A 22,437-nucleotide genomic window follows, 5' to 3' on the forward strand; every position below is an offset into this window, starting at 1 on the left:
CTCGATCGCCCCTGGTCACAGGGTGAGCGGGCATTCTTCGTAACGAAAGAGCGCAATTCCGGCCAGGAATGCTCCACAGCGAAACCGGAAGCACACAGGGTGAGGCGGGATTCGCGGGACGTCGTCACTGGTCCGCTATACGGTTGGGCAGAACGGTTGATCCGTACACCGACCTGGGACGAAGGAGTACGTCGTGCGGCCCACCCTGGCCGCTGCGCAGGTGCGCGGCAGTCTGACTCAGTACCTCACGACGACGTACGCCCTGACCGACCCGGACACCCGCCTCGCTCTGGAACGGTTCCTGAATCACCCCGAGACGGGGATCTTCCGGGGGCCGTATCTGCGGATCCGGACGCCGTTCCACACCGCCGACGACAGTTGGCGCCGGCATCTCGACTGGACGCCCGGCTTCCCGCCGTACCGGCATCAGGCGAAGGCGTGGGAGCGGCTCAGCACGTTGCGCGGGCCGGCACAGCCGACGCTCATCACCACCGGGACCGGGTCCGGCAAGACGGAGTCGTTCCTCGTGCCCGTGCTCGACCACTGCGCACGGGAGAAAGCCGCCGGGCGCGGGGGCGTCAAGGCCGTGCTGCTGTATCCGATGAACGCGCTCGCCACCGACCAGGCCGGGCGCATCGGCGAGTATCTGGCGCAGCCCGAGCTGGCGCAGGTCACGGCGGGCCTCTACATCGGTGACCGGCCCGACACCGACTTCCGGCGGGTCATGACGCGCCGCGAGGACATGCGGCTCTCCCCGCCGGACGTGCTGATCACCAACTACAAGATGCTCGACCTCCTGTTGCAGCGCGGCGAGGACCAACCGCTGTGGGAGGGCGCCGACATCACGTATGTGGTGCTCGACGAGTTCCACACGTACGACGGCGCACAGGGCACGGACGTGGCGATGCTGCTGCGCCGGCTCGCGACGGCGACGGGCAAGAGCCGGCCGGGGCAGCCGCTCGGGACCATCTGCCCGGTGGCGACCTCCGCGACGCTCGGGGAGAGCGCCAGTCCGGACGGCGGGATCCTCGACGTCGCCGCGCAGGTCTTCGGCATGCCCTTCCCCGCCGACTCGGTGATCGGCGAGGAGCGGATGACCGCCGGGCAGTTCACCGGGGAGGTCGACTACGAACTGCCCGAGCCGCCGTCCCCCAAGGAGGTCATCGAGTGCTCCGGCGGGCCCGGGATCGAGGCCCGGCCCGATCTGCTCGATCTCGACGGGCTCGCGGAGCGGCTGCTCGGACGGAGGGGACTGGACGCGTTCCAGATCGGCAGGCTGCTGAAGCGGCACGACTTCACGCACGGTGTGCTCTCGCTGCTCGACGGTGAACCCCTCAGTGAGTGGGAACTGCGGGACCGCATGAGCCGGTTCGGGTACGCGTGGGCCCGCACCGCGCGTGAGAACCCGCGCCTGGTGCTCCAGGCACTGTCGAGGTTCGTGGCCCTGCTGTCCGCCGCCCGGGACCCCGAGTCGGAGGAGAAGCGGCCCCGGCCATTGCTGCACGTCGAGGCGCATCTGTGGGTGCGGCCCGTCACACGTGTGCTGCGCGGAGTCGGGCCGACGCCCGAGTTCCGTTGGTACGAGGACGATCGCACCGCCGCCCGCCGTGCCGCCCTGGCGTCGGCGCCCGCCGGCACCGACGCCGGGGACGGCGAGCGGTCGTCCGGCAACTGGCCGTCCGGGGACGCCCGGCGGGCCGAGGCGCAGCCGGGCGCCGACACGGCCGCACGACCCGCAGCCGTGCATCTGCCCGCCGTGTACTGCCGTAACTGCGGGCGGTCCGGATGGGCCGCGCTGTCCCCGGAGGCCGACCCGCAGCAACTCGTGATGGCGCAGGACAAGGTGTGGCGGGCGGGCGTGGGGCGCGACAAGCGTCGTATCCGCTATTTCATCGCCGCGACGCCCGCCGAGCGCGACGAGGCACTCGCGGCGCTCACCGGAGACAAGCCGGCGTCGGGCAGCGGCTTCGACCCGCTGTCCGTCGTCGTTCTCGACGCGGCCCAGGGGGCGTACCGGCTGCCCGCGCCCACCGACCGTGAGGAGTTGCAGGACGGCTGGTTCGCGCTCGCCGTCACCGACAAGAAGTCCGCTGACAAGGCCGCCGTCGACGATCGCTGCCCGGCCTGCAACACCGACAACGGCATCCGCTTTCTCGGTACGTCGCTCGCGGCGCTCGCCTCGGCGACCGTCACGCAGCTGTTCACCGGTGGGGACATCGCGCTGGTTCCGGAAGAGCGCAAGACGCTGCTGTTCAACGACTCCACGCAGGACGCCGCGCACCGGGCCGGCTACGTCGCCAACGCCTCGTACAAGTTCTCGCTCAGGTCGCTGCTCGCCCACACCCTCGCCGACGCACCGGAGCCGCTCGCGCTCAACGACCTGATCGGCAACGTCCTCGACGCCATCGACGACACCCAGGCCCTGGCAGCCGTCGTACCGCCGGATCTGCACGACGAGCCGGGCGTGGACCGGCTGTTGTCGGGTCGGGGCACCGGTGATGCCCGTACGTGGAAGCTGATCGGTGAGCGGCTGGCGTTCGCCACGGTGATGGAGTTCGGGCTGCGCTCGCGGCAGGGGCGCACGCTGGAACTCACCCGGACGGTGGCCGCCGAGGTCGCGCTCAGGCACCCGGAGCGCATCACCGCGCTGGCGCGTGATCTGCATCTGACGCTGCCGGGGCAGTTGGTCGCCGTCGGGGAGCTGCCCACGCCCGATCGCTATCTGGCGTTCGTCCGCGGGCTGTTGGAGCGGATCCGGATGCGGGGCGGTGTGCATCACCGGTGGCTGGAGCCGTGGATGCGGGATGCCGGGGTCACCCGGTTCAAGGTGTGGGGCGGACGGCCGGACGGCATGCCGGCGTTCCCCGACGGGGTGGCCGCGCCCCGGTTCCTGGTGGACGTGCCCAAGGAGAAGTCGACGTTCGACGCGGCCACGGGCCGGCTCGGCTGGTACCAGGACTGGACGCGGCGCTGTCTCGGCCTGGACGTCCAGGGCGCCAACGAGTATCTGCGGCGGCTGCTGCCCGTGCTCGTCGAGGAGGGCGTGCTGGCCGTCCGCACGGCGCAGGACCGCACGACGAAGGTGTACGGCCTGCAGCCGGGGCACATCGAGGTGCGGCTGCTGGACGACGCCGTCGTGAACCGGGCGTTCGTCAGCTGCCCCGACTGCGGCTGGGAGCAGGTCGTCCCACCCGAGCGCAAGACCCGCTGGTACGGGCACCCGTGCCCCCGCTACCGCTGCCAGGGCGTGCTGAGGCCGACGCAGGACGACCTCACCATGAGCGTCACCAGCTCCTCCGGCGGCTTCGGAGGCTCCCGCGAGCGGGACTACCGCAGCGACTACTACCGTCGGCTCTACCGGACGGGCGGAACCTTCCGCGTGGTGACGGCCGAGCACACCGGCATGCTCACCCGGCCGCAACGCGAGCGCGTCGAACGCACCTTCCGCGACGGCACCCACTACACCGATCCCAACGTGCTGTCGTGCACCCCGACCCTCGAACTCGGCATCGACATCGGCGACTTGTCGGCCGTGCTCCTCGGCTCGCTGCCGAAGGGGCCCGCCAACTACGTGCAGCGAGCGGGGCGGGCGGGCCGCCGGACCGGCAACGCGCTCGTGGTCGCCTTCGGCGGGCGTCGCGCACGCGACCTGTACTACCTGGACGAGCCACGCGAGATGATCGCGGGCGACATCGTCCCGCCCGGCTGCTATCTGTCGGCTGTCGAGATCCTGCGCCGCCAGTACACGGCCCATCTGCTGGACCTGGCCGCACGGGGCGCTCTCACCACCGCGGACGGCGAACGGCTGCAGCCCGCGCCACGGCTGGTGTCCGCGCTCTTCGGCACCACGGGCTGGTGCCAGGACTTGCAGGACGCCGCACTCACCCACGGTGCCCGGCTGGTCGAGGACTTCCTCGGCCTCTTCGCGGAGGTCACCGACCACGCCGCCGAGGAACTGCGGGCCTATGCGACCGGCGGGATCGCCCGCGCCCTCCAGGAGGCCGAGGAGGACTGGACGGCCCGCCGCGAGGAACTGCGACGGCGGATCGCGGCCATCGACACGGCGATGGACGGCCTGGTGCGGTCCGACCCCGAACAGGACCGGGAACACCGGGAGTTGATGGCCGAGCGTCGCACGACGGGCGATCTGCTGCGCGAGCTCAGCCAGACCAGCGCCCATGGCGCGCTCGTCGATCTGGGACTGCTCCCGAACTACAGCCTCACCGACACGACGACCCAGCTGGAGGCGACCCTCTACTGGACGGAGGAGCAGGAGGAAGAGGGCGCGAAGAAGACCTACCGCAGCGAGGTGCGCGACTACGAGCGGTCGCGCCGGCTCGCCCTCGCCGAACTCGCCCCCGGCAACAGCTTCTACGTCAACGGCTACAAGCACGTCGTCCGCGCCCTGGACATCGGCAGCCCCGAGCGCCGCGCCTGGTCGGTGTGGCGGCTGTGCCCGGCGTGCGGCTACACCCGCACCGACAACGCGAAGACCGACACGTTGCCCTGCCCGCGCTGCGGCGGGCGGGAGATCGCCGACGCCGGGTGCGTGCAGTACGTGCTCGAACCGCGTCGGGTGATCGCCCGCGACAAGCGTGACGACGCCCGTGTCCGGGACGACAAGGACGAACGGGACCGACGCCGCTACGCGATGCTCACGACCGTCGACATCGACCCGGTGCACCTCACGCCCGGCTCGTGGCGGCACGACACCGCCGTGTTCGGCGTCGACTTCACCCGGCGCGCCGTCATCAGAACCCTCAACCTGGGCCTCGACCGGCAGGACGGAAGCAGCACCGTGCCGGTCGCCGGGGACGAGGTGCGTCTCAACCCCTTCTATGTGTGCACCAGTTGCGGTGGGGCCACGGCCGACGGGCGTCCGGTGGTGGACCAGCCGTACGACGCCCTCACCGAGTCCCTGGCCACGTCCAGCAGAGCCGGGGCCCACCATCTGCTGTGGTGTCCGCGCCGCAAGACGCGGACCGCGGGTGAGGGACAGGGCAAGGGTCAGGACATCCCGCTGCTCCTGGCACACGAGCTGGTCACCGAGGCCGTACGCATCCTGCTGCCCGCCTCCGTGGCCCGCGCCAGGGAACGGCTCGCCTCCTTCACCGCCGCCCTGTTCGTGGGCATAGCGGCCCGATACGGCGGCGACCCGGACCACATCGACATCGCCGCCGCGTCCATGCCGGACGGCGGTGACGGCGACTGGCCCCGCCGTTTCCTGGTCGTCTACGACCGGCTGCCCGGCGGCACCGGCTATCTGCACCGCCTCGCCTCGGCGGACGGCTTCCGGGAAGTGCTGCTCAAGGCCCGCGAGGTCATCGAGAGCTGCCCGTGCATCGAGAAGGGCCTCGACGGCTGCCACCGCTGCCTGCTCCGCCGCGTCGCCGCGACCGACTACGACCGGGTCAGCCGCAACGAAGTACGGCAGATGCTGGACGAGCTGCTGGGCAAGTCCGGTGAGCGCTGGGCGACTTCACCGGTTGCGGCGACGCACGCCATTCCGCTGGAGCGGCAGGCCGAGAGCGACCTCGAGGTCATGTTCATCGACACGCTCAAGGAGTGGGCACTACAGCCGGCTTCGCAGGCGAGTGCGGATGCGTACACGACGACCGCGGGCACGTACTCGCTTGATCTGCGGCTGACGAACCCGGACGGCACCACACTGAGTTGGCGGGTGTCCCAGCAGCGTGTGCTCGACGGCACCCGCCCCGATGTGCTGTTCGAGCGGCTCGACGCACCCGGACCACGGCTGGCGCTCTACCTGGACGGGTACGAGTTCCATGCCTCGGCCAAGCACAACCGCGTCGCCGAGGATGCCGCCAAGCGAACGCGGTTGCGGGCGGAGGGGCTCCGGGTCTTCCAGCTCACGTATTACGACGTCAAGGCGTGGCGCACCCGGGTGCGCGACACCGGCTATGCGGGCACCGGGCCCGCCGACAGGGTGTGGCAGCCGTACGGCGACAAGGGGCGCCAGCAGGCGCGCACGTACTACGACAAGGTGCGCAAGCAGCTGCCGGGCGAGCTGGAGGAGAACGTCTGGGTCAACCCCGCCGAGATGCTGCTGTCCTATCTGCGTTCCCCGGCCCCCGACCTGTGGCTGGCGCGGGCGGAGGCGGCTGTCGCCGGCCTCACCGGCGCGGAGGTGGCTCAGACGGCGAAGGTGCCGGCCGAGGCGTTGAGCGCACAGCTGGGTGACGCGTTGCGGGGCGCTCCGCTGACCGGCGGGGGCGGCCCTCTGCAGGTTCTCGCGGCGAAGGACCGGTCGGGATGCCCCCTGGTAGTGGTCGCCGACGGGCGGCGAAGGCCTCCCGCATGGACGGCGCTGTGTGTGCTGGACGACGGCGCGGGTGTGTTCGCCGACTCGGAGGCGCACAAGGTGCGATGGCGTGCGTGGCTGTACTGGAGCAACCTCCTCCAGTTCCTGGAGCACGGGGGCGGCGACAGTGCTCAGCTGACGATCAGTCGGCTGGGCGCGTTCGCGCCGGAGACCCTGGCGATCGTGGGCGGTTCGGGGTGGCTGGCATCGGCCCGGATCGAGCTGGAGGCGGTGGAACAGGAGGGGGCCGAAGCTACCGTCGTCCTGGAGCCCGCGGTCGTCGCCACGCCGTCCGTGCGCAACGTCGCCGTATCGGCGCAGCAGAACCAGGGCTGGGACCGCGTCCTCGAATACCTCGATCCCGATGAACCCGGCCTCCAACTCCTCGCGGTGTCACTTGCCATGGGCGGAGCGCCCGCGCCGGTCGACGGATTCGAGCTCGACGAACACGGGTGGCTGGCCGAACTCGCCTGGCCCGACCGCAAGGTGGGCGTGGTGCTCGCCCACCAGCCCTCGGGAGCGGAGCCCGACTACGAGGCCCAGGACCGGGACCGTGCCTTCGCAGCGGCCGGGTGGGAGGTCCGGTCGGCGAGCGACTGGACCGCGGAAGAGCTGGCCGAACGCCTCGACGCACACGTACAGAACAACGGAACGACTCAGGGGGAGCCCCGCCGATGAACACCGCGAGTGTGACACTGCGTCTGCTCGACAAGGCCGACAAGGAGATCCTCAGACTCCCCCGCGCGGTCAAGGGCGCCCTCTACGACTTCCAGCACAAGTTCAAGACCAACCCACAGGCCACCGGACTTCAGCTCAAGCAGCTGAAGGGCGACAGCAGGCTGTGGTCCGCGCGCGTCAATGACGAGTACCGCGCGCTGCTGCTCCGGCTCGCCGACCAGGACTGGCTGATCGTCTCGGTCAAGCACCGCAAGGAGGTCTACGAGAACCTCGACCGCCTCTCCTACGGCATCAACCAGGTCACCGGCGCGATCGAGTACGTCGACCTCCAGGTCGTCGAGGAGAGCGTGCTGCGGCGGATCGCGGCCCCGCGCCCCGCTGCCCCCGAGCGGCCCGAACCGGCGCGGCCCGAGCCCCTGTTCGCACGCTTCGCCGACGAGCAGCTCACGGACCTCGGTGTGGCGGAGCCGCTGGTCCCGGTGATCCGGACCCTCACCACGGAGGAGCAGCTCCTCGGACTCGTCGAGTTCGCCCCTCAGCTGACCGGCGAGGTCCTGCTCTCGCTGTTCGACGGAAAGTCCTACGACGAGGTACTGGAGCAGGTGACCGCGCCGGTTACCGCGCCCGAACCGGTCGACACGGAGGACTTCCAGGCCGCCGCCGAGCGCCCGGCGACCATGGTCACCACTACGGACGAGGCCCTGCGCGAAGCCCTCGAAGGCGAGGACTTCGGGCGCTGGAAGGTCTTCCTGCACCCCACGCAGGCCAAGCTCGTGGCGCGCGACTACTCCGGTCCCGCCCGGGTCGGCGGGGGCCCCGGCACGGGGAAGACCATCGTCGCCCTGCACCGGGTCAAGCACCTGGTCGAACAGCTTCCCCCGGGTCGCACCAAGCCGGTCCTGCTGACCACGTACAACAAGAACCTGGCCGCCGATCTGCGGGCCCGTCTGGTCGAGCTGGGCGGTGAGGCGCTGCTGTCCCGTGTGGAGATCAGCCATGTCGACCAGCTCGCCCTGCGCGTGGTGCGGGAGGCCGAGCCCGGCAGCGCCAAGCAGACCATCGACGACAACCAGGTGCTGCGCGAGTGGCGCGCGATGCTCGACGAACTCGGGGAGACCGGCTGGGACGCCGACTTCCTGCACGACGAGTGGACCCAGGTCATCCTCGGCCAGGCGGTGGCCTCCCGCACCGAGTACTTCCGGGCCCGCCGGGCCGGCCGGGGACGGAACATCGCGCGAGCCGAGCGGGCCGAGATCTGGCAGCTGGCGGAGAAGTTCACCCAGCGCCTGGACCGTCTGGGCCGCCAGACCTGGGCCCAGGTGGCCGAGCGGGCCGCACGGCTGGAGATGGAGCGGGCACAGCGGATCCAGAACATCGAGCGGCAGCGCGAGGAGGCGGGCGGCCTGGACAACATCCACCTCCAGGACGGCTCCGCCGGCTGGCTGCATCACCGTTACCGGCACATCGTGGTGGACGAGGCGCAGGATCTCCGGCCGGGTCATTGGAAGATGCTGCGGGCGATGGTCGCCCCGGACCGGAACGACATCTTCCTTGTCGGTGACACCCATCAGCGGATCTACAACAACCAGGTGACCCTGGGCAGCCTCGGCATCAACATCCGCGGCCGGTCCGCCAAGCTCACCCTCAGCTATCGCACCACCCGGCAGATCCTCGGTTCCGCGCTCGGCGTGCTGGAGGGCGAATCCTTCGACGACCTGGACGGCAACCAGGAGACGCTCGCCGGGTACCGGTCGGTGCTCAACGGCGCGCTTCCGGCATTGCACCCGAGCGCGGACTGGGAGTCCGAACGGGAGGCGATCGTCGAGCTGATCGGGGCCTGGAACGACATTCCGCTGGAACAGATCGCCATCTGCGTGCCCACCAACGCCATGGCCCAGGAGGTGGCCTACAGCCTGGCCCAGGCGGAGATCCGGGCTGTCGAGATCGGCCCGGACGGGCCGCGCAGCGACGAGGGAGTTCACATCGGGACGATGTTCCGCTTCAAGGGGCTCGAATACCAGCGGATGATCATCGCGGGGGTGAGTGAGGGACTGGTCCCGCGCAGCGTGGTGATCGGTCTCCAGCAGAGCGACGCGCTGCGGTACCGGCGCGAGATTCAGCGCGCCCGCTCGCTGCTCTTCGTCGCCGCCACCCGTTCCCGCGACTCGCTCGCCATCTTCTGGCACGGGAAGCCCAGCCGATTCCTCGCGCCCCTGCTCACGGCATAGCGCACAGCACCCGGCCCGGCTCTGTCGCTCCAGGCCGTTGTCAGTGGTGCGCGTTATCAATGAACCCGTCACTCAGTGTTACGACGGGGGAAGCGATGATGACGGCGCACGAAAGCAACCAGAAACGGGACGACCGCAACGGCACGCCCGCTCTGCAGAACCGTACCCATGTGTCCGTGGCCGGGCTGCGAGCCAGGGGTTGGACCGCCGGAATGGTGCGCCAACTCCTGGGTGAGCCGGACCTGTTGCGCACCAACCCGTACTTCCGGTCGGCGCCGCAGACACGGCTCTACCGCGTCGAGCGGATCGCGGCCGCCGAGCGGAGCGAGGAGTTCCGCACCGCGGCGGCGGTCGCGCTGCGCCGCTCCGTCGCCGCGAAGGCCGCCGCCGCGCGCAGGCGCCGGGAGGTGCTGGCGCGCATCGCAACCGCGGGGACCAGGAGCGGGTCCACGAACGCTCGGGCCATGTGCCCGATCCGGTCACGGTCGAGACAGCCGAGCCCGGCGCGCTCGCCCGGTGGAAGGTGAACTACCTCCGTCATGGGCTGACCCGCTACGACGAACTCCTCGACGGACTCTACGGAAGCACCGGCCGCGCCGCCGCGGAGGAACTGCTGCGGCGCAAGGTCTACGCGGCCATCGCCGAGGCGTATCCGGATCTTGCACGGGAGTGTGAACGACAACTGCGGGAACGGGAATGCGGTCCTCCGCGGACATGACACGGCGATCGGAAGGATGAGGGCGCCAGCCCGCCCGGGCTCGCTCAGGCCTCCCACAGGTCGCGGTGGCGGTGGCGAGCAGGGGGGAGGTCAAGGTCCTCGGCCCACAGCGGCAGCACGCCCGTAGGCGCCGCGCGCAGATGCGCGCGGGCAGAGCTACGGAAGGCCTGCAGCGCCGCCCGGGCCCGGCGCTCGTACGGGGAGTTCCGGCGCTCGTTCATGGCGCGGGAGTAGGTGTACGAGGTGAAGCTCCGCACGACGAGGCTGGGTACGGGACGACGTCCCTCGCGTCGGGCCCGGGTGAACTCCTCGCGGGTGTAGCGGAGTTCGGCAGAAGCGTTGCCGGTCCAGGGGCCCGCCAGGCCGAGCGGCCAGTAGGCGGGCAGGGTGCGGTGGCTGCTGGGGACGTGGTGAACGGTGCGTGACATGGCAGACCTCCGAGGTCCACCGGGACTTCCGGTGGACCGCTAGAAGTCGGCTACCGTGAAACGGCCCAGGCGTTTGTCGCGCATGCCGGAAAGGCTGACACCGGCAGGCTGCGCTGTCGACCGGATATCCATGGCCGGCGCGAAATTCAGATGCGGGTCGGGACCATGGCCTGGATGATCGCGAGGTTGTCCGCCACCCGTCCATTACTGGAGCCGCCGTGATCCAGCGCGTCACCACCCCCGCCCTCTTCCCGCCACCCACCTACTCCCACGCCTCCGTCGTCGAGGCCGGCACGAAGCTCGCGTTTCTCGCCGGGTCCGTGCCGCTGGACGCCCAGGGCGGCCTCGTCGGCGAAGGGGACCCGGTGCGGCAGGCCCAGCAGGTGATCGCGAACCTGGAGGAGCAACTACGGGCGGTGGGCAGTGACTTGGCCCATGTGCTCGCCACCGACGTGTACGTCGTGAGCCAGGAGACCTCGGTCCTCTCCGCCGTCTGGGAGGTGGTGGAGGCGTCCGGACTCAGCACCGGACCACACTCGTCGACGCTGATCGGTGTGGCCTGCCTCGGGTACAGCGGGCAGTTGGTGGAGATCACGGCGACGGCCGCGATCCCGGAGGAGGCGTGATGAACGACGACGCACCGGGCGTCACGATACGTCGCGCCACCCCCGCCGACGCCGCCGCGGCGGCCGACGTCTGGCTGCGGTCGTTCGATGCCGCACTGCCGACCGTCGTCAGGCCGCGGTCCGACGACGAGGTGCGGGACTACATCCGGGACGTGGTCGTACCGCTGCGGGAGACGTGGGTCGCGGAGACGACCGACGCCGGGCAGCGGGAGGTCGCGGGGGTTCGGGAGATCGTGGGGATCATGGTGCTCAACGGCGATCTGCTCTCCCAGCTCTATCTCGCCCCGGACCGGCGCGGGCAGGGCATCGGGGACCGGTTCGTCGCGCTCGCCAAGGAGCGCAGTCCACAGGGGTTGCAGCTGTGGACCTTCCAGGTCAACAAGCCCGCCCACCGTTTCTACGAGCGGCATGGCTTCGTCGCGGTCGAGCACACGGACGGGAGGGGGAACGAGGAGCGGGAGCCGGACGTGCGGTACGTATGGCGGCCGTGAGCGACCAGGGGAGCTTCAGCGGACGGCGTTTCGGGCCAGCTCCAGCGCGTACGACGGCCACCAGCTGCCCGCCGCCGGTCCGCCCCGGCAGGTGCCGTCGGACTCGCCGGGGCGCTTGATCCAGAGGTAGGCGTCCAGGCGGGGGTTGCCCGTGTGCGTCGTCGGGGGTTCACCGAGGGCTCGGCCGGGCGGGTTGCACCAGCTGTCGGTGCCGGAGTACGGCCCATTGCCGTTGCGACTGGTGTCGATGACGTAGTGCTTGCCGCCGAGATCCCCCGACAGCCAGTCGCCGTACGTGGAACTGGCCGCGTTCGTCTGGAAGTTGGAGACGTTGAGCGCGAAGCCGTCGGCTTGGGCGATGCCCGCTGCCGCGAGCGCGTCGACCAGGCGCCAAGCCTCCGGAATCCAGCCGGAGTTGCCCGCGTCGAGGTACACATGGGTGTGCGGGCTGCTCGTGAAGCGGTCGACGGCGTAGGCGAGCAGGGCGTAGCGGTCCTCCGCCACGACCTGGGTGCAGCCCGCCACCACCTGGGCGACGGCGTCGGGTTCGACGATCACATAGGCGCCGCGGTCGCCGAGGGCGTCGGCGAACTCGTCGACCCACGCGCGGTAGTCGGCCGCGCTCGGTGCACCTCCGGTGGAGTACAGGCCGCAGTCACGGTGGGGGATGTAGTACGCCACGAGTACGGCGGTCCGGCCGGCCAGGGCGGCGTCGGTGGTGCGGGCGCGGACCACCGGGCCGGGGTTCGGGCCGTTCAGCCACTCGGCCTGGGGACGTGTCGCGATGCGGTCCATCAGCGCGGCGTCCGTGTCCCGCCCCGCCAGCCTCCACTCGGCGGCCTGCTGCGCGGCCCGGGAGTCGGGGTTCGTCCAGAACGGCTCGGCCTCGTCCCCCGAGGCTCCGGTGCAGCACCACCCGACGAGCAGCAGCGCGGCGAGCACGGTACGCGGAGCCCGGCCACCCGCCACCGACGACCACCTGAACACCGGAGACTCCCGTTCCGCCGCCGAGCATCAGGAGGTGAGGGAGACGCGGGGGCGGCGCCACGTCACGACGGAAGTGTGCGGTCGTACCGCCTCCGCCCCTGGCGCACCGCCGACCGGACCATGCCAGGATCACCCCGACGGCGGCCTCTCACCGGCTCCGGGCACCGCGGCACCACCGACCTAGCCCCACTTCCAGGGCCGCGCCCTGTCACCCCACCGCTAAGGCCACGCCCTCTCACCCCACCGCCAGCGCCACGAACCCCTCACCCCACCACCAGGACCGCAAACCCCCGCCCCACCGCCAGCGCCACGAACCCCTCACCCCACCACCAGGGCCGCAAACCCTCACCCCACTTCCAGGGCCACGAACCCCTCACCCCACCGTCAGCGCCGCAAACCCCTCACCCCACCGCCAGCGCCGCAAACCCCTCACCCCACCCCCCTCCCCCAGACCCGCCCCTTGGGCAACGGTCGCGCGTACCCGCCCACCCGGCTCGTCCCCAGCCCCAACCCCACCAGCGACTCCGCCAGCTTCACCGCGGCCCCCACCCCGTCGACCACCGGCAGCCCGAGCTTCTCCCCCACCGCCCGTTGCAGCCCCGTCATCCCGGCGCAGCCCAGCACCAGTACCTCGGCGCCCGCGGCGATGGCCCGTTCCGCGGCGGCCACGAAGGCGGCCTCCGTGCGCTCCGCGTCGCCGAGTTCGAGGACGTTCAGCCCCGTTCCGACCACCGCGGCGCAGTTGCGGCCCACGCCGGCGAGTTCCAGGCTGTCCTCGATCTGGCCGCAGGAGCGTTCCAGGGTGGTGACCACCCCGTAGCGCCGGCCGAGCAGACAGGCCAGATGGGCCGCGGCCTCGGTGATGTCGACGACGGGGACGTCGACCAGCTCCCGGACGCCTTCCCGTCCGTGTTCGCCGAAACCGGCCATGACGACCGCGTCGTACGCGGGGCCTTCGTAGGTCCGCAGGAGGTCGATCACCGCGGCCGCCGACAGGTAGCTGTCGAGCCAGCCCTCGGCCGACTCGGGCCCCCACTGCGGCGTCAGCCCGGTCACGGCGGTGCCCGGGCCTGCCGCGGCCCGGGCACCTCGCACGATCTCCTCGGTCATCTCCTGCGTGGTGTTGCAGTTGGTGACGACGATCCGCACGTCCGTCAGACCCCCACGGCCTTGGTGGCGACGGTGCGCTCGTCCCGGCACAGCATGGCGTACAGTCCGGCCGCCAGGGCGGTGCCGATGAACCAGGAGTACGGGGCCACGTCGCTGAACGTCTTCACGAGGGCGAGCACGGCCGCGACGCCCGCCGACGGCAGGAACGCCCACAGCGCCTTGGGGTTGACGCCCTTCTTGTAGTAGTAGCGGGAGCCGGGGGCGCCGGAGAACAGTTCGTCGACGTCCACGCGGCCCTTCTTGATCCAGTAGTAGTCGAGCATGATCACGCCGAACAGCGGGCCCAGGAAGGCGCCGAGGCCGCCGAGGAAGTAGTTGACGACGGTCGGGTTGGAGAAGAGGTTCCAGGGGGTGACGACCAGCGCGGCGACGGTGCTGATCATGCCGCCGACCTTGAAGCTGATCTTCTGCGGCCAGACGTTGGCGAGGTCGTACGCCGGTGAGACGAAGTTGGCGACGATGTTGACGCCCATGGTGGCGATGGCGAAGGTGAGTGCCGCGACGACCAGGACCCACGTGTTGCCGACCTTGGCCACCAGCTCCGCCGGGTCGGTGATGGCCTCGCCGAACACCTCCAGCGAACCGGCCGTGACGATCACCGAGACGACCACGAACGCCGTCGAGTTGATGGGCAGACCCCAGAAGTTGCCGCGGCGGACGGTCTTGTAGTCCGGGGCGAAGCGGGAGAAGTCGCAGAAGTTGAGCATCAGCGTGCCGTACGTGGCGAGGATCAGGCCGATCGCTCCGAACCACTGCCGCCACTGCTCGCCGACCGACACCGGATGCGGGGTGGTGGTGAGGGAGATGGTCCAGTCGGCCTTGGCCAGCACCCAGACCGCGAGCGCGATCATGACGATCCAGATCGCCGGACCACAGAAGTCCTGGAACTTCCTGACCGACTCCATGCCCTGGCTGATGATCAGCGCCTGGATCAGCCACAGGGAGAGGAAGGACACCCAGCCCAGCGCGTCCAGTCCCAGGAAGGAGCTGTGCGTCCAGGACTCCAGGCCCGGCCAGGCGGCGAGCAGCATCACGTTCACCGCGACCGAGGCCAGATAGGTCTGGATGCCGTACCACATGATGGCGATCACGGCCCGGATGAGGGCCGGGATGTTGGCGCCCCAGATGCCGAAGCTGATGCGGCTGACCACCGGGAACGGGACGCCGTGGCGCTGGCCGATCTTCCCCATCCAGTTCATGCCGATGTAGATGAGCACGAAGCCGACGAGCAGCGAGGTGAAGACCTGCCACACGTTCATGCCGAGGACGAGCAGACCGGCGGCGAAGGTGTAGTTGCCCAGGTTGTGGACGTCGGACATCCACATCGCGAAGAGGTCGAAGACCTTCCAGTTCCGCTTCTCGGCGGGCGCGAGGTCTTCGTTGGTGAGGCGGGGATCGGGGACGAACGCTGGGGCGCCGGTGGCTGTGGCGCGGTCGGCGAGGGACACGGGGCCTCCATGAGCCGGGGACGGAGGAGGGTGGCCGGATAAGGCCGCCTGGAACGCCAGTTTGGTATACCAAACTGCGGTCATAGTCCTCCCGTCAAGCGTTCCGACCGATGTCGCCTCTGTTAACGCTCCGTAAAACACCTCCGGAGTCGGCGAAGATGGGCCCATGAGCTCCACGACGAAGATCGAACCCCTCGGCGCCATCCGCGAACGCGTCCTGGCCTCGCTACGGCAGGAGATCATCGCGGGCGGGCTGCGCCCCGGCGACCGACTCGTCGAACGGGAGCTCGCCGAGCGCTTCGGCGTCTCCCGGGTGCCGGTCCGCGAGGCGATCCGCGCCCTGGTCGCCGAGGGCTTCGTCCACTTCGAGACCCCGCGCCGGACCGTCGTACGGCGGCTGAACCCGCAGGACGTCAAGGAACTCTTCGAACTGCGCGAGGCGCTGGAGGTCTACGCGGCGGGGCTGGCCGCGGCCCGCGCGACACCGCGGGATCTCGCCGAGGTCGAGCGGCTCCTCGACGAGGCGGCGACCGCGACCGAGGCGGGCGACGCGGAGACGATCACGGACATCAACAGCCGGCTGCACGACCGCATCGTGGCCATGGCCGACAACAGCCTGCTGATCGAAGCCCTCGAACCGGTCGCCGGCCGACTGCGCTGGATGACCAGGCGGAACGAGGAGTGGCCCCAACTCCTCATAGAACACCGCGAGTTGTACGAGGCGATCGCCTCCGGCGACCCGGAGCGGGCCCGCGCCCACGCCCTCGCCCACGTGCGGACCAACTACGAGTCGACGGTACGACAGTTGTTCGGCGAACCCAGCTGACTCCCCTGGTTCTCGTACGGTGATCAGGTCCCCTCAATCGACGGCCGCCGCCGTGCGCAGCACGTCCCGGAGCATCCGCGGGGTCAGCCGGCCGGTGAACGTGTTGCGCTGGCTGACGTGGAAGCACCCGAACAGCTCGATCCCGTCGAGCGGTATACGCACCCCGTGCCCGAAGGCGGGCCGCGGCCGGGGCACGTCCCACCCCGCCGCCATCAGCGCGGGCAGCGTCGCCTGCCAGCCGAAGGCGCCCAGCACCACCACCGACCGCAGCGTCGGCCGCAGCAACCTCAGCTCCTGCACCAGCCAGGGGCGGCAGGTGTCCCGCTCACCCGGGGTGGGCTTGTTGGCGGGCGGGGCGCAGTGCACGGGCGAGGTGATGCGGACGCCGTGCAGCGCAAGGCCGTCGTCGATGCTCACCGCCGTGGGCTGCGAGGCCAGGCCGACGTCGTGAAGCGCCTGGTACAGCACGTCTCCCGAGCGGTCGCCGGTGAACATCCGGCCGGTGCGGTTGCCGCCGTGCGCGGCGGGGGCGAGGCCGACGATCAGCATCCGGGCGTCCGCCGGCCCGAATCCCGGCACCGGGCGGCCCCAGTACGTCTGGTCGGCGAAAGCGGCCCGTTTCGTACGCGCCACTTCCTCCCGCCACTCGACCAGGCGGGGGCAGGCACGGCAGCCTGCGATGCGCCGGTCCAGGTCGTCGAGAGCGTCCACGTCACCACCGTACGACGGTGTCCTCGCCACCCCGGGACCACGAGCGGTGGGGACCGGAGCCGGTGCGGAAATGGCGTCGGGGTGAGCGGGGGCGGGCGGCTAAGGTCGAGGCATGGCTGCTGAACGTGGGGAAGGCGGGGCGGGCGAGGGCGTGGACGCCGTCGCAGCCGCTCGGAACGGTGCCGAGGGCGCGCCGACCGCTACTGGCGCGACGTCGGCACCCGTCCGGGCAGAGTCGGCCTCCGCCGGAGCGGAGTCGGCCGGAGCGGAGTCGGTCGGACGTGAGGGCGGTGCGGGGCCGGATCCGGAGGTCGCCGCCGCTGTGGCCGCCGCCGAGGCCGCTGGGCCGCAGCAGGGCGAGACGGTTCGCGTCGACAGCTGGATCTGGTCCGTGCGGCTGATCAAGACCCGGTCCGCCGGTGCCGCCGCCTGCAAGGGCGGTCATGTCCGGGTGAACGGTGAGCGGGTCAAGCCGGCCCACTCCGTCCGGGTCGGTGACGAAGTCCGTCTGGTGCATGAGGGGCGGGAGCGGATCGTCGTCGTCAAGCGCCTCATCCGGAAGCGGGTGGGGGCTCCTGTCGCGGTGCAGTGCTATGTCGACAACAGCCCGCCGCCTCCGCCTCGCGAGGCGGTTGCTCCGGCGGGGATCCGTGACCGGGGTGCCGGGCGTCCGACCAAGCGGGACCGGCGGGACATGGAGCGTTTGCGGGGGATGGGTGGGGTGCCCGGGGTGCCGGGGGTGCCCGGGATGCCGGGTGGACGCAAGGGTGGAAGTGCGGGTGGCCGCGCCGGCGGGCGGTGACCGGCGGGGTTTCCTCGCCCCCGCCCCCCCAGACCCCCGCTTCGGCCCTGAACGGACCTCACCCGCAAACCCCGGACGGACTGGGTCGGCCAGTCCGTCCGGGGTTTGCGGGGCGCCGGAGCAGCTGTCACGCGCGGCGTCGCAGTATCCGCAGCAGCTGGGCGTTCTGACCGCGGCGAGCCCAGGCGATCAGGGCCAGCGGAATGATCAGGATCAGCGGCGTCGCGGCGTTCTCCCCGTCGAAGTAGGAGACCTGGACCACGAACGCGCCCACCATCAGCCCGCTCAGCGCCACCGCCGCCACCGACTGCAACACCGGGACCAACAACGCGATCGCACCGGCGAGTTCGAGCGCGCCGATGGTGTACATCCCCGCGTTGCCCCAGCCCATCTCGGCGAAGGCGTCGGCGGCCGTGGGGTGCGCGATCAGCTTGGGCAGCGCGCTCGCGAACGCGTAGAACAGGGCGAGCAGCACCTGAATGGTGCGCAGGGCGATCCTGGCGCGGCGCCCACGGGCGGTCGCGGACTCGGCGACGACCGTGCCGGTACCGGAGTTGGCGGACGCGGCGGCGGTGACGGATACGGTGGTCTCGGACATCGGGGGCTCCTGTGGAATGCGGTCCGTTGTGCTGTCACAGAGATAGACCGACCCCCGCACAGAAACTCATCGCCGCCAAGCGAACAGCCTCACCTTCGCGGGGCCGCCTAGGCAGCCCCAGCCGTCTCCCCAGCCGTCTCCGCTCGCACCGCCCGTACCCATATCCGGTCCTCTGTGAGGTACTTGTCCACCCGCAGGCCCGCCTCCTCCAGTGCCTCCTCGAACTGATCCTTCGTCAGCGGCCGGGCCAGGAACGTCTGGGTCCATACCGCGTCCGGGAACTCGTACTCCGCGCGCACCGAGTTCACCCCGTCGCCGACCGGTTCCGCCGACACCATGCGGACGGTGAAGCCGCTGGGGTCGACGCGTTCGCGCGGCAGGTTGGTGTGGTAGTCCTCGCCCTCCCGCTGGATCAGTACGCACCCGCCCTCCGCCACATGCCGGGCGCAGGCGCGCAGCATCCCGCGTCGCACCTCGGCGTCGCCGGTGTGGACGAGGAACGACGCGAGCATCACCACGTCGAACGTCTCGGGCAGGTCGAGATCCTCGACCGTGCTGCGTATCGTGCGCGCCCCCTGGACGCGGGCCAGCATCTCCGGCGACTCGTCCACCGCCGTGACCCTGAAGCCCCGTTCCAGGAGCGGGTGGGTCATCCTGCCCACGCCGCAGCCCAGTTCCAGGATGTGCGCCCCCGCCGGCACGGCCGCGGCGATGATGTCCGGCTCGTCGTACACCGGCAACCGCGAGTACAGCTCCACCGCGCAGCCGTCCGGAGTGATGGCCCCCGGCCCCGTCCCCTCGTACCCCTCACGCATGTGCAGTTCCATGCCCGTCAAACGGCCGCATCCGCAAGCCCGTTCCCCACTCGCATGCATTCACCCATTCGAGGGACGGAGTGACGGAGAGCCCCTCCTAGGGCAGCGGAAACCACCCGTGCCCGACGTACCAGTGCCCACCGGACCGCAGATGGTCGCCCACCGCCCGCTCCACCGACGTACGCCGAGGCAGCCCCGCCACCGGCAGCTCCGGGTCCCCGAACACGAACTGGACCGGCTCGGTGTCGGCCGACTCGGCGTCTCGCGGCGCGATCCGGAACCGCTCCTGGAAGCGGACGATGTTGGAGTCGGCGGGCAGGTACCGCTTCAACTGCGGGTCCAGCAGCCAGGAGTGGCACGTCACCGCCCGGTACCGCTCCTCGGGGTAGTGCTTCGCGAAGAACTCGCCCGCCAGCGCCACCGCCCGGTCGCACGCGGCCGGCGTCAGCGGGCCGAGGAAGTCGGGGATGTGCAGGTCCAGACAGAGCGTGCCGGTGGTCGCAGGCATCCCCGCCGCCGCGAGCCCCCGTGCCGCACCCGACCAGAGCCGCGCCCGTTGGAAGTGCAGTCTCCCCAACTGGTAGATCTCACCGCGGAGATGGAGCGCCAGCCACTGCGGTGACTGGACTCCCGCCGTTCCGTGCCGCCTGCGGTGGACGGCCATGTTCCGCCCGAGGTCGGTGAGGGTGCGCCGGGAGACGTCGGCGGGGACACCCCGTGCCCGGTGGTACGCGCGCGTGTGCGGAAGCGCCGCGACGAACACGTACGCGGGGAAGATCCGGCGCAGCGCCGCCGGTGCCTCGGCGGTCCGCGCGGTCAGCTGCAAGCCGTCGCCGTACTCGACGATCTCCCCCATGTCGCGCACCACCGCCTCGACGCACTCCGCCACCAGCCGCATCGCTCCGGCGTCGGCCGTCAGCGTCCGCCGCCGGGCGACGATCTCGTTGATGTCCTCATGGGGTACCGCGAGGTCGAGCAGCACCTCGGCGAGCTCATCGGTGTCCGGCAGCACGCGCCCTCCAGCAAGGGGTACGAGGAGTACGTTGGCAGAGAGGAGTGGTGATCCCGATGCGTACGGGCAGTGAGCCGACGACCGCGCGCAGTGCGCTGCGGGCCCGGTTCTGGCTGAGCGTGTGGGGGCTGCTCTGGGCGGTCTTCGGGACAGCCGCGTTCGCCCTCGCGGGCCGCCCCGGGTGGGCCGCCGCCTGCGGGGTGCTCTGGCTGGTCGTCACCGTCGATCTGACCCTGATCCTCCGGCACATCCGACAGGGCCCGCACTACCAGCCGGGCCCGGACGTCCCACCGTACCGGCCGGCGGAGCACCGGCCACCGGGCGGGTCACCAGGGCAGCGGCCGCCGAGCCGACGACCGGGGAACCGGCCCCCGGACCGGCCCGCGCCCTGAGCCGTCACGCGTCGAACCGCGCCGCCTTCAGGTACTGCGGGTTCGGGTCCAGTGCGGCGGCCAGCCGGAAGTGGCGTTTGGCCTGGTCGGGGCGGGCCTGACGCTCATAGGTACGGGCGAGCGCGAAGTGCGCGAACGCGTTGTCCGGCTCGCGCTCCAGGACGATCGTGAACTCCAGCTCCGCGGGCCGCAGTTGGGCGGCCGCGAAGAAGGCACGCGCGCGCAGCAGGCGGGCGGCGGTGTTCTCGGGGTGCGCGGCGATCACCTGGTCGAGCAGCTTCACCGCGCCCTGCGGGTCCCGTGCGGCGAGCAACTGCTCGGCGGCACGGAAGTCGATCACATGCGTCTCCGGAGTACGTCCGGTCCAACCGCTGGTCTCGGGCACGGCAGAGTCCTTCCCTCACTGGAAGGGTTCAACGCCCGGACAGGCGGCCGCTATTCCTGAGGCCTCCGGGGCGAGCCCTCAGCCTCGTGGGGCGCGCGGGCTCTTCGTACGAGCTCGTCCCATACGTCCGCCACCCGTCGCCGCAGGTCTTCCAGGGGTACGTCGTTGTCGATGACGATGTCCGCGATCTCCCGGCGCTTCTCCCGCGTCGCCTGGGCGGCCATCCGCGCGCGTGCGTCGTCCTCGGTCATGCCGCGCAGCCTGACGAGGCGGTCGAGCTGGGTCTCCGGGGCCGCGTCGACGACGACCACGACGTCGTAGAGCGGGGCGAGGCCGTTCTCGGTGAGGAGCGGCACGTCATGGACGACGACCGCGTCCTCGTCGGCGGCGGATTCGAGGGCGCGGGAGCGGGCGCCCACCAGGGGGTGCACGATCGAGTTCAGCACGGCGAGCTTCTCGGGGTCGGCGAACACGATCGACCCGAGCCTGGGCCGGTCCAGGCTGCCGTCCTCGGCGAGCACACCGGCCCCGAAGGCCTCCACGACGGCGGCCAGCCCGGGCGTACCGGGCGCGACGACCTCCCGCGCGATACGGTCCGCGTCGATCAGCACGGCCCCCCGCTCCACGAGCAGCCGCGACACCTCACTCTTACCGGCACCGATCCCACCGGTCAGGCCCACCTTCAACATGAGCCGCAGCTTAGGCGGTGCCGCTGACAACGCACCCCACTGGGCTCAGTTGTCGCCCTCCCGCTCCGCCAGGAAGCGCTCGAACTCGCGCCCGATCTCGTCGGCGGACGGGATGTCGGTGGACTCGGCGAGCATGTTGCCGCGGGTCTCGGCGCCCGCCGCCGCGTCGTACTGGTGCTCAAGGCCGTTCACGAGGGCCACGAGGTCCTCGTCGCCCTCCTGGATCTGACGGTCGATCTCGGTCTGCGTGCGGTGCGCGTCGGTGCGCAGCGCGTGCGCGATGCCGGGCAGCACCAGACCGGTGGCCGCCGTGATGGCCTCCAGCACGGTCAGGGCCGCGTCCGGGTACGGGGAGCGCGCGATGTAGTGCGGGACGTGCGCGGCGACGCCCAGGACGTCGTGGCCGGCCTCCATGAGCCGGTACTCGACCAGCGACTCGGCGCTGCCGGGGACCTGCGCCTCGTCGAAGGGGCTGGTGTGGCCGGGCACGAGGTCGTTGCGGTTGCCGTGCGGGGTGAGGCCGACGGGGCGGGTGTGCGGGACGCCCATGGGGATGCCGTGGAAGTTCACCGAGAGGCGGACGCCGAGCCGCTCCACGATCTGCTGGACGGCCGCCGCGAAGCGCTCCCACTCCACGTCCGGCTCGGGCCCCGACAGCAGCAGGAAGGGCGCCCCGGTGGCGTCCTGGACGAGTCGCACCTCGATCGAGGGGACCTCGTAGTCGGTCCAGCGGTCGCGCTTGAAGGTGAGCAGCGGACGGCGGGCGCGGTAGTCCACGAGCCGGTCGTGGTCGAAACGGGCCACGACCTGGTGGGGCAGCGAGTCGAGCACCCGGTCGACGATCTGGTCGCCGGTCTCGCCCGCGTCGATGTATCCGTCGAAGTGGTAGAGCATGACAAGGCCGGCCGACTCCTGGGCGAGCGCCATGTCGACGACGGCCAGGCCCTTCGGCTCCCATGCGTACAAACCCTGCGGATCAAGCACAGTGACCGCTCCTCCTCGTGTTCATACGCTTCAACGCCCCCTGAAGCAGGGGCATTCCCACCGGCAGAGCTGATCAGCCATCTCTTACGGCGTTTTCGTGCGCCGCTCCACCGTGTCACGAGGGATA

19 protein-coding genes and 1 pseudogene are annotated in these 22,437 nt (G+C 71.0%); 8 read left to right on the top strand and 12 right to left on the bottom strand.

All coding sequences use genetic code 11. From position 1 onward, the window contains the following. Positions 1-193: 193 nt before the first annotated feature. The gene (locus tag EJC51_RS13345; RefSeq protein WP_126271276.1) at positions 194-7,000 is read left to right on the top strand and encodes a DEAD/DEAH box helicase; all 6,807 of its coding nucleotides are present in this window, start codon (positions 194-196) and stop codon (positions 6,998-7,000) included. After that, complete coding sequence (locus EJC51_RS13350; RefSeq protein WP_126271277.1) at positions 6,997-9,228, top strand: UvrD-helicase domain-containing protein; 2,232 nt, start codon at positions 6,997-6,999, stop codon at positions 9,226-9,228. The genes EJC51_RS13345 and EJC51_RS13350 overlap by 4 nt, the downstream gene beginning before the upstream one ends. 289 nt (positions 9,229-9,517) lie before the next feature. Here EJC51_RS13350 and EJC51_RS48665 read toward each other — a convergent pair whose 3' ends face one another. Further along, the gene (locus EJC51_RS48665) at positions 9,518-9,694 is read right to left on the bottom strand and encodes a hypothetical protein (RefSeq protein WP_244362611.1); all 177 of its coding nucleotides are present in this window, start codon (positions 9,692-9,694) and stop codon (positions 9,518-9,520) included. On the opposite strand from EJC51_RS48665, the gene EJC51_RS48670 reads away from it, so the two are divergent. Continuing rightward, positions 9,695-9,946, top strand: a complete 252-nt coding sequence (locus EJC51_RS48670; protein ID WP_244362613.1) for a hypothetical protein — start codon at positions 9,695-9,697, stop codon at positions 9,944-9,946. 44 nt (positions 9,947-9,990) lie between these two features. Here EJC51_RS48670 and EJC51_RS13360 read toward each other — a convergent pair whose 3' ends face one another. Next, positions 9,991-10,374 carry a hypothetical protein gene (locus EJC51_RS13360; protein WP_126271278.1) on the bottom strand — a complete coding sequence of 128 codons (384 nt, stop codon included), beginning with the start codon at positions 10,372-10,374 and terminating at the stop codon, positions 9,991-9,993. A 218-nt stretch (positions 10,375-10,592) separates the two neighbouring features. Between EJC51_RS13360 and EJC51_RS13365 the strand changes: the two genes are divergently transcribed. Both EJC51_RS13365 and EJC51_RS13370 read left to right on the top strand, forming a co-directional pair. After that, entirely contained in the window at positions 10,593-11,000 is a 408-nt protein-coding gene (locus EJC51_RS13365; RefSeq protein ID WP_126271279.1) for a RidA family protein, read from the top strand. Beyond that, positions 11,000-11,491 carry a GNAT family N-acetyltransferase gene (locus EJC51_RS13370; protein WP_126271280.1) on the top strand — a complete coding sequence of 164 codons (492 nt, stop codon included), beginning with the start codon at positions 11,000-11,002 and terminating at the stop codon, positions 11,489-11,491. Before EJC51_RS13365 ends, EJC51_RS13370 begins: the two co-directional genes overlap by 1 nt. Before the next feature lie 15 nt (positions 11,492-11,506). On the opposite strand, the gene EJC51_RS13375 is transcribed toward EJC51_RS13370, so the two are convergent. From EJC51_RS13375 to EJC51_RS13385, 3 genes are all read right to left on the bottom strand, one after another. Further along, positions 11,507-12,478 (bottom strand): glycoside hydrolase family 6 protein, encoded by a 972-nt coding sequence (locus EJC51_RS13375; protein WP_208870702.1) that lies wholly within the window; start codon positions 12,476-12,478, stop codon positions 11,507-11,509. Between the two features lie 429 nt (positions 12,479-12,907). After that, entirely contained in the window at positions 12,908-13,627 is a 720-nt protein-coding gene (locus EJC51_RS13380; protein WP_126271281.1) for an aspartate/glutamate racemase family protein, read from the bottom strand. A 5-nt stretch (positions 13,628-13,632) separates the two neighbouring features. After that, entirely contained in the window at positions 13,633-15,096 is a 1,464-nt protein-coding gene (locus EJC51_RS13385) for an NCS1 family nucleobase:cation symporter-1 (RefSeq protein WP_126271282.1), read from the bottom strand. 166 nt (positions 15,097-15,262) lie between these two features. On the opposite strand from EJC51_RS13385, the gene EJC51_RS13390 reads away from it, so the two are divergent. Continuing rightward, positions 15,263-15,922 (top strand): GntR family transcriptional regulator, encoded by a 660-nt coding sequence (locus EJC51_RS13390; RefSeq protein WP_126271283.1) that lies wholly within the window; start codon positions 15,263-15,265, stop codon positions 15,920-15,922. A gap of 33 nt (positions 15,923-15,955) precedes the next feature. Here EJC51_RS13390 and EJC51_RS13395 read toward each other — a convergent pair whose 3' ends face one another. Next, entirely contained in the window at positions 15,956-16,633 is a 678-nt protein-coding gene (locus EJC51_RS13395) for a uracil-DNA glycosylase (RefSeq protein WP_126271284.1), read from the bottom strand. 112 nt (positions 16,634-16,745) lie between these two features. On the opposite strand from EJC51_RS13395, the gene EJC51_RS13400 reads away from it, so the two are divergent. Then, complete coding sequence (locus tag EJC51_RS13400; RefSeq protein WP_126271285.1) at positions 16,746-17,435, top strand: RNA-binding S4 domain-containing protein; 690 nt, start codon at positions 16,746-16,748, stop codon at positions 17,433-17,435. A 127-nt stretch (positions 17,436-17,562) separates the two neighbouring features. On the opposite strand, the gene EJC51_RS13405 is transcribed toward EJC51_RS13400, so the two are convergent. The 3 genes from EJC51_RS13405 to EJC51_RS13415 form a co-directional block, all read right to left on the bottom strand. Continuing rightward, positions 17,563-18,033 (bottom strand): DoxX family protein, encoded by a 471-nt coding sequence (locus tag EJC51_RS13405; protein WP_126271286.1) that lies wholly within the window; start codon positions 18,031-18,033, stop codon positions 17,563-17,565. Positions 18,034-18,140: 107 nt separating this feature from the next. Continuing rightward, on the bottom strand, positions 18,141-18,848 hold the full coding sequence (locus EJC51_RS13410; RefSeq protein WP_126271287.1) for a class I SAM-dependent methyltransferase: 708 nt from the start codon (positions 18,846-18,848) through the stop codon (positions 18,141-18,143). A gap of 97 nt (positions 18,849-18,945) precedes the next feature. Then, positions 18,946-19,860: an acyltransferase domain-containing protein gene (locus tag EJC51_RS13415; RefSeq protein ID WP_126271288.1), complete on the bottom strand. Its 915-nt coding sequence runs from the start codon at positions 19,858-19,860 to the stop codon at positions 18,946-18,948. Between the two features lie 56 nt (positions 19,861-19,916). On the opposite strand from EJC51_RS13415, the pseudogene EJC51_RS13420 reads away from it, so the two are divergent. Continuing rightward, positions 19,917-20,177 (top strand): annotated as a pseudogene (locus EJC51_RS13420) (DUF6343 family protein); the annotation flags it as partial. A 79-nt stretch (positions 20,178-20,256) separates the two neighbouring features. Here EJC51_RS13420 and EJC51_RS13425 read toward each other — a convergent pair. From EJC51_RS13425 to EJC51_RS13435, 3 genes are read right to left on the bottom strand one after another with little or no spacing between them, the layout of a single operon-like run. Further along, entirely contained in the window at positions 20,257-20,637 is a 381-nt protein-coding gene (locus tag EJC51_RS13425) for a tetratricopeptide repeat protein (RefSeq protein ID WP_097262669.1), read from the bottom strand. Between the two features lie 50 nt (positions 20,638-20,687). Next, on the bottom strand, positions 20,688-21,326 hold the full coding sequence (gene coaE, locus EJC51_RS13430) for a dephospho-CoA kinase (protein ID WP_126271290.1): 639 nt from the start codon (positions 21,324-21,326) through the stop codon (positions 20,688-20,690). Between the two features lie 45 nt (positions 21,327-21,371). Further along, entirely contained in the window at positions 21,372-22,310 is a 939-nt protein-coding gene (locus EJC51_RS13435) for a PAC2 family protein (protein ID WP_126271291.1), read from the bottom strand. Positions 22,311-22,437: the final 127 nt, after the last annotated feature.

Origin of the sequence: Streptomyces aquilus (assembly GCF_003955715.1) — a bacterium.
Lineage (GTDB): Bacteria > Actinomycetota > Actinomycetes > Streptomycetales > Streptomycetaceae > Streptomyces > Streptomyces aquilus.

Excerpts from the sequence above, each read along its gene's own strand:
- EJC51_RS13350 (WP_126271277.1), top strand. The coding sequence starts at position 6,997 with ATGAACACCGCGAGTGTGACACTGCGTCTGCTCGACAAGGCCGACAAG.
- EJC51_RS48665 (WP_244362611.1), bottom strand. The coding sequence starts at position 9,694 with ATGGCCCGAGCGTTCGTGGACCCGCTCCTGGTCCCCGCGGTTGCGATG.
- EJC51_RS13360 (WP_126271278.1), bottom strand. The coding sequence starts at position 10,374 with ATGTCACGCACCGTTCACCACGTCCCCAGCAGCCACCGCACCCTGCCC.
- EJC51_RS13370 (WP_126271280.1), top strand. The coding sequence starts at position 11,000 with ATGAACGACGACGCACCGGGCGTCACGATACGTCGCGCCACCCCCGCC.
- EJC51_RS13390 (WP_126271283.1), top strand. The coding sequence starts at position 15,263 with ATGAGCTCCACGACGAAGATCGAACCCCTCGGCGCCATCCGCGAACGC.
- EJC51_RS13400 (WP_126271285.1), top strand. The coding sequence starts at position 16,746 with ATGGCTGCTGAACGTGGGGAAGGCGGGGCGGGCGAGGGCGTGGACGCC.
- EJC51_RS13405 (WP_126271286.1), bottom strand. The coding sequence starts at position 18,033 with ATGTCCGAGACCACCGTATCCGTCACCGCCGCCGCGTCCGCCAACTCC.
- EJC51_RS13410 (WP_126271287.1), bottom strand. The coding sequence starts at position 18,848 with ATGCGTGAGGGGTACGAGGGGACGGGGCCGGGGGCCATCACTCCGGAC.
- coaE (WP_126271290.1), bottom strand. The coding sequence starts at position 21,326 with ATGTTGAAGGTGGGCCTGACCGGTGGGATCGGTGCCGGTAAGAGTGAG.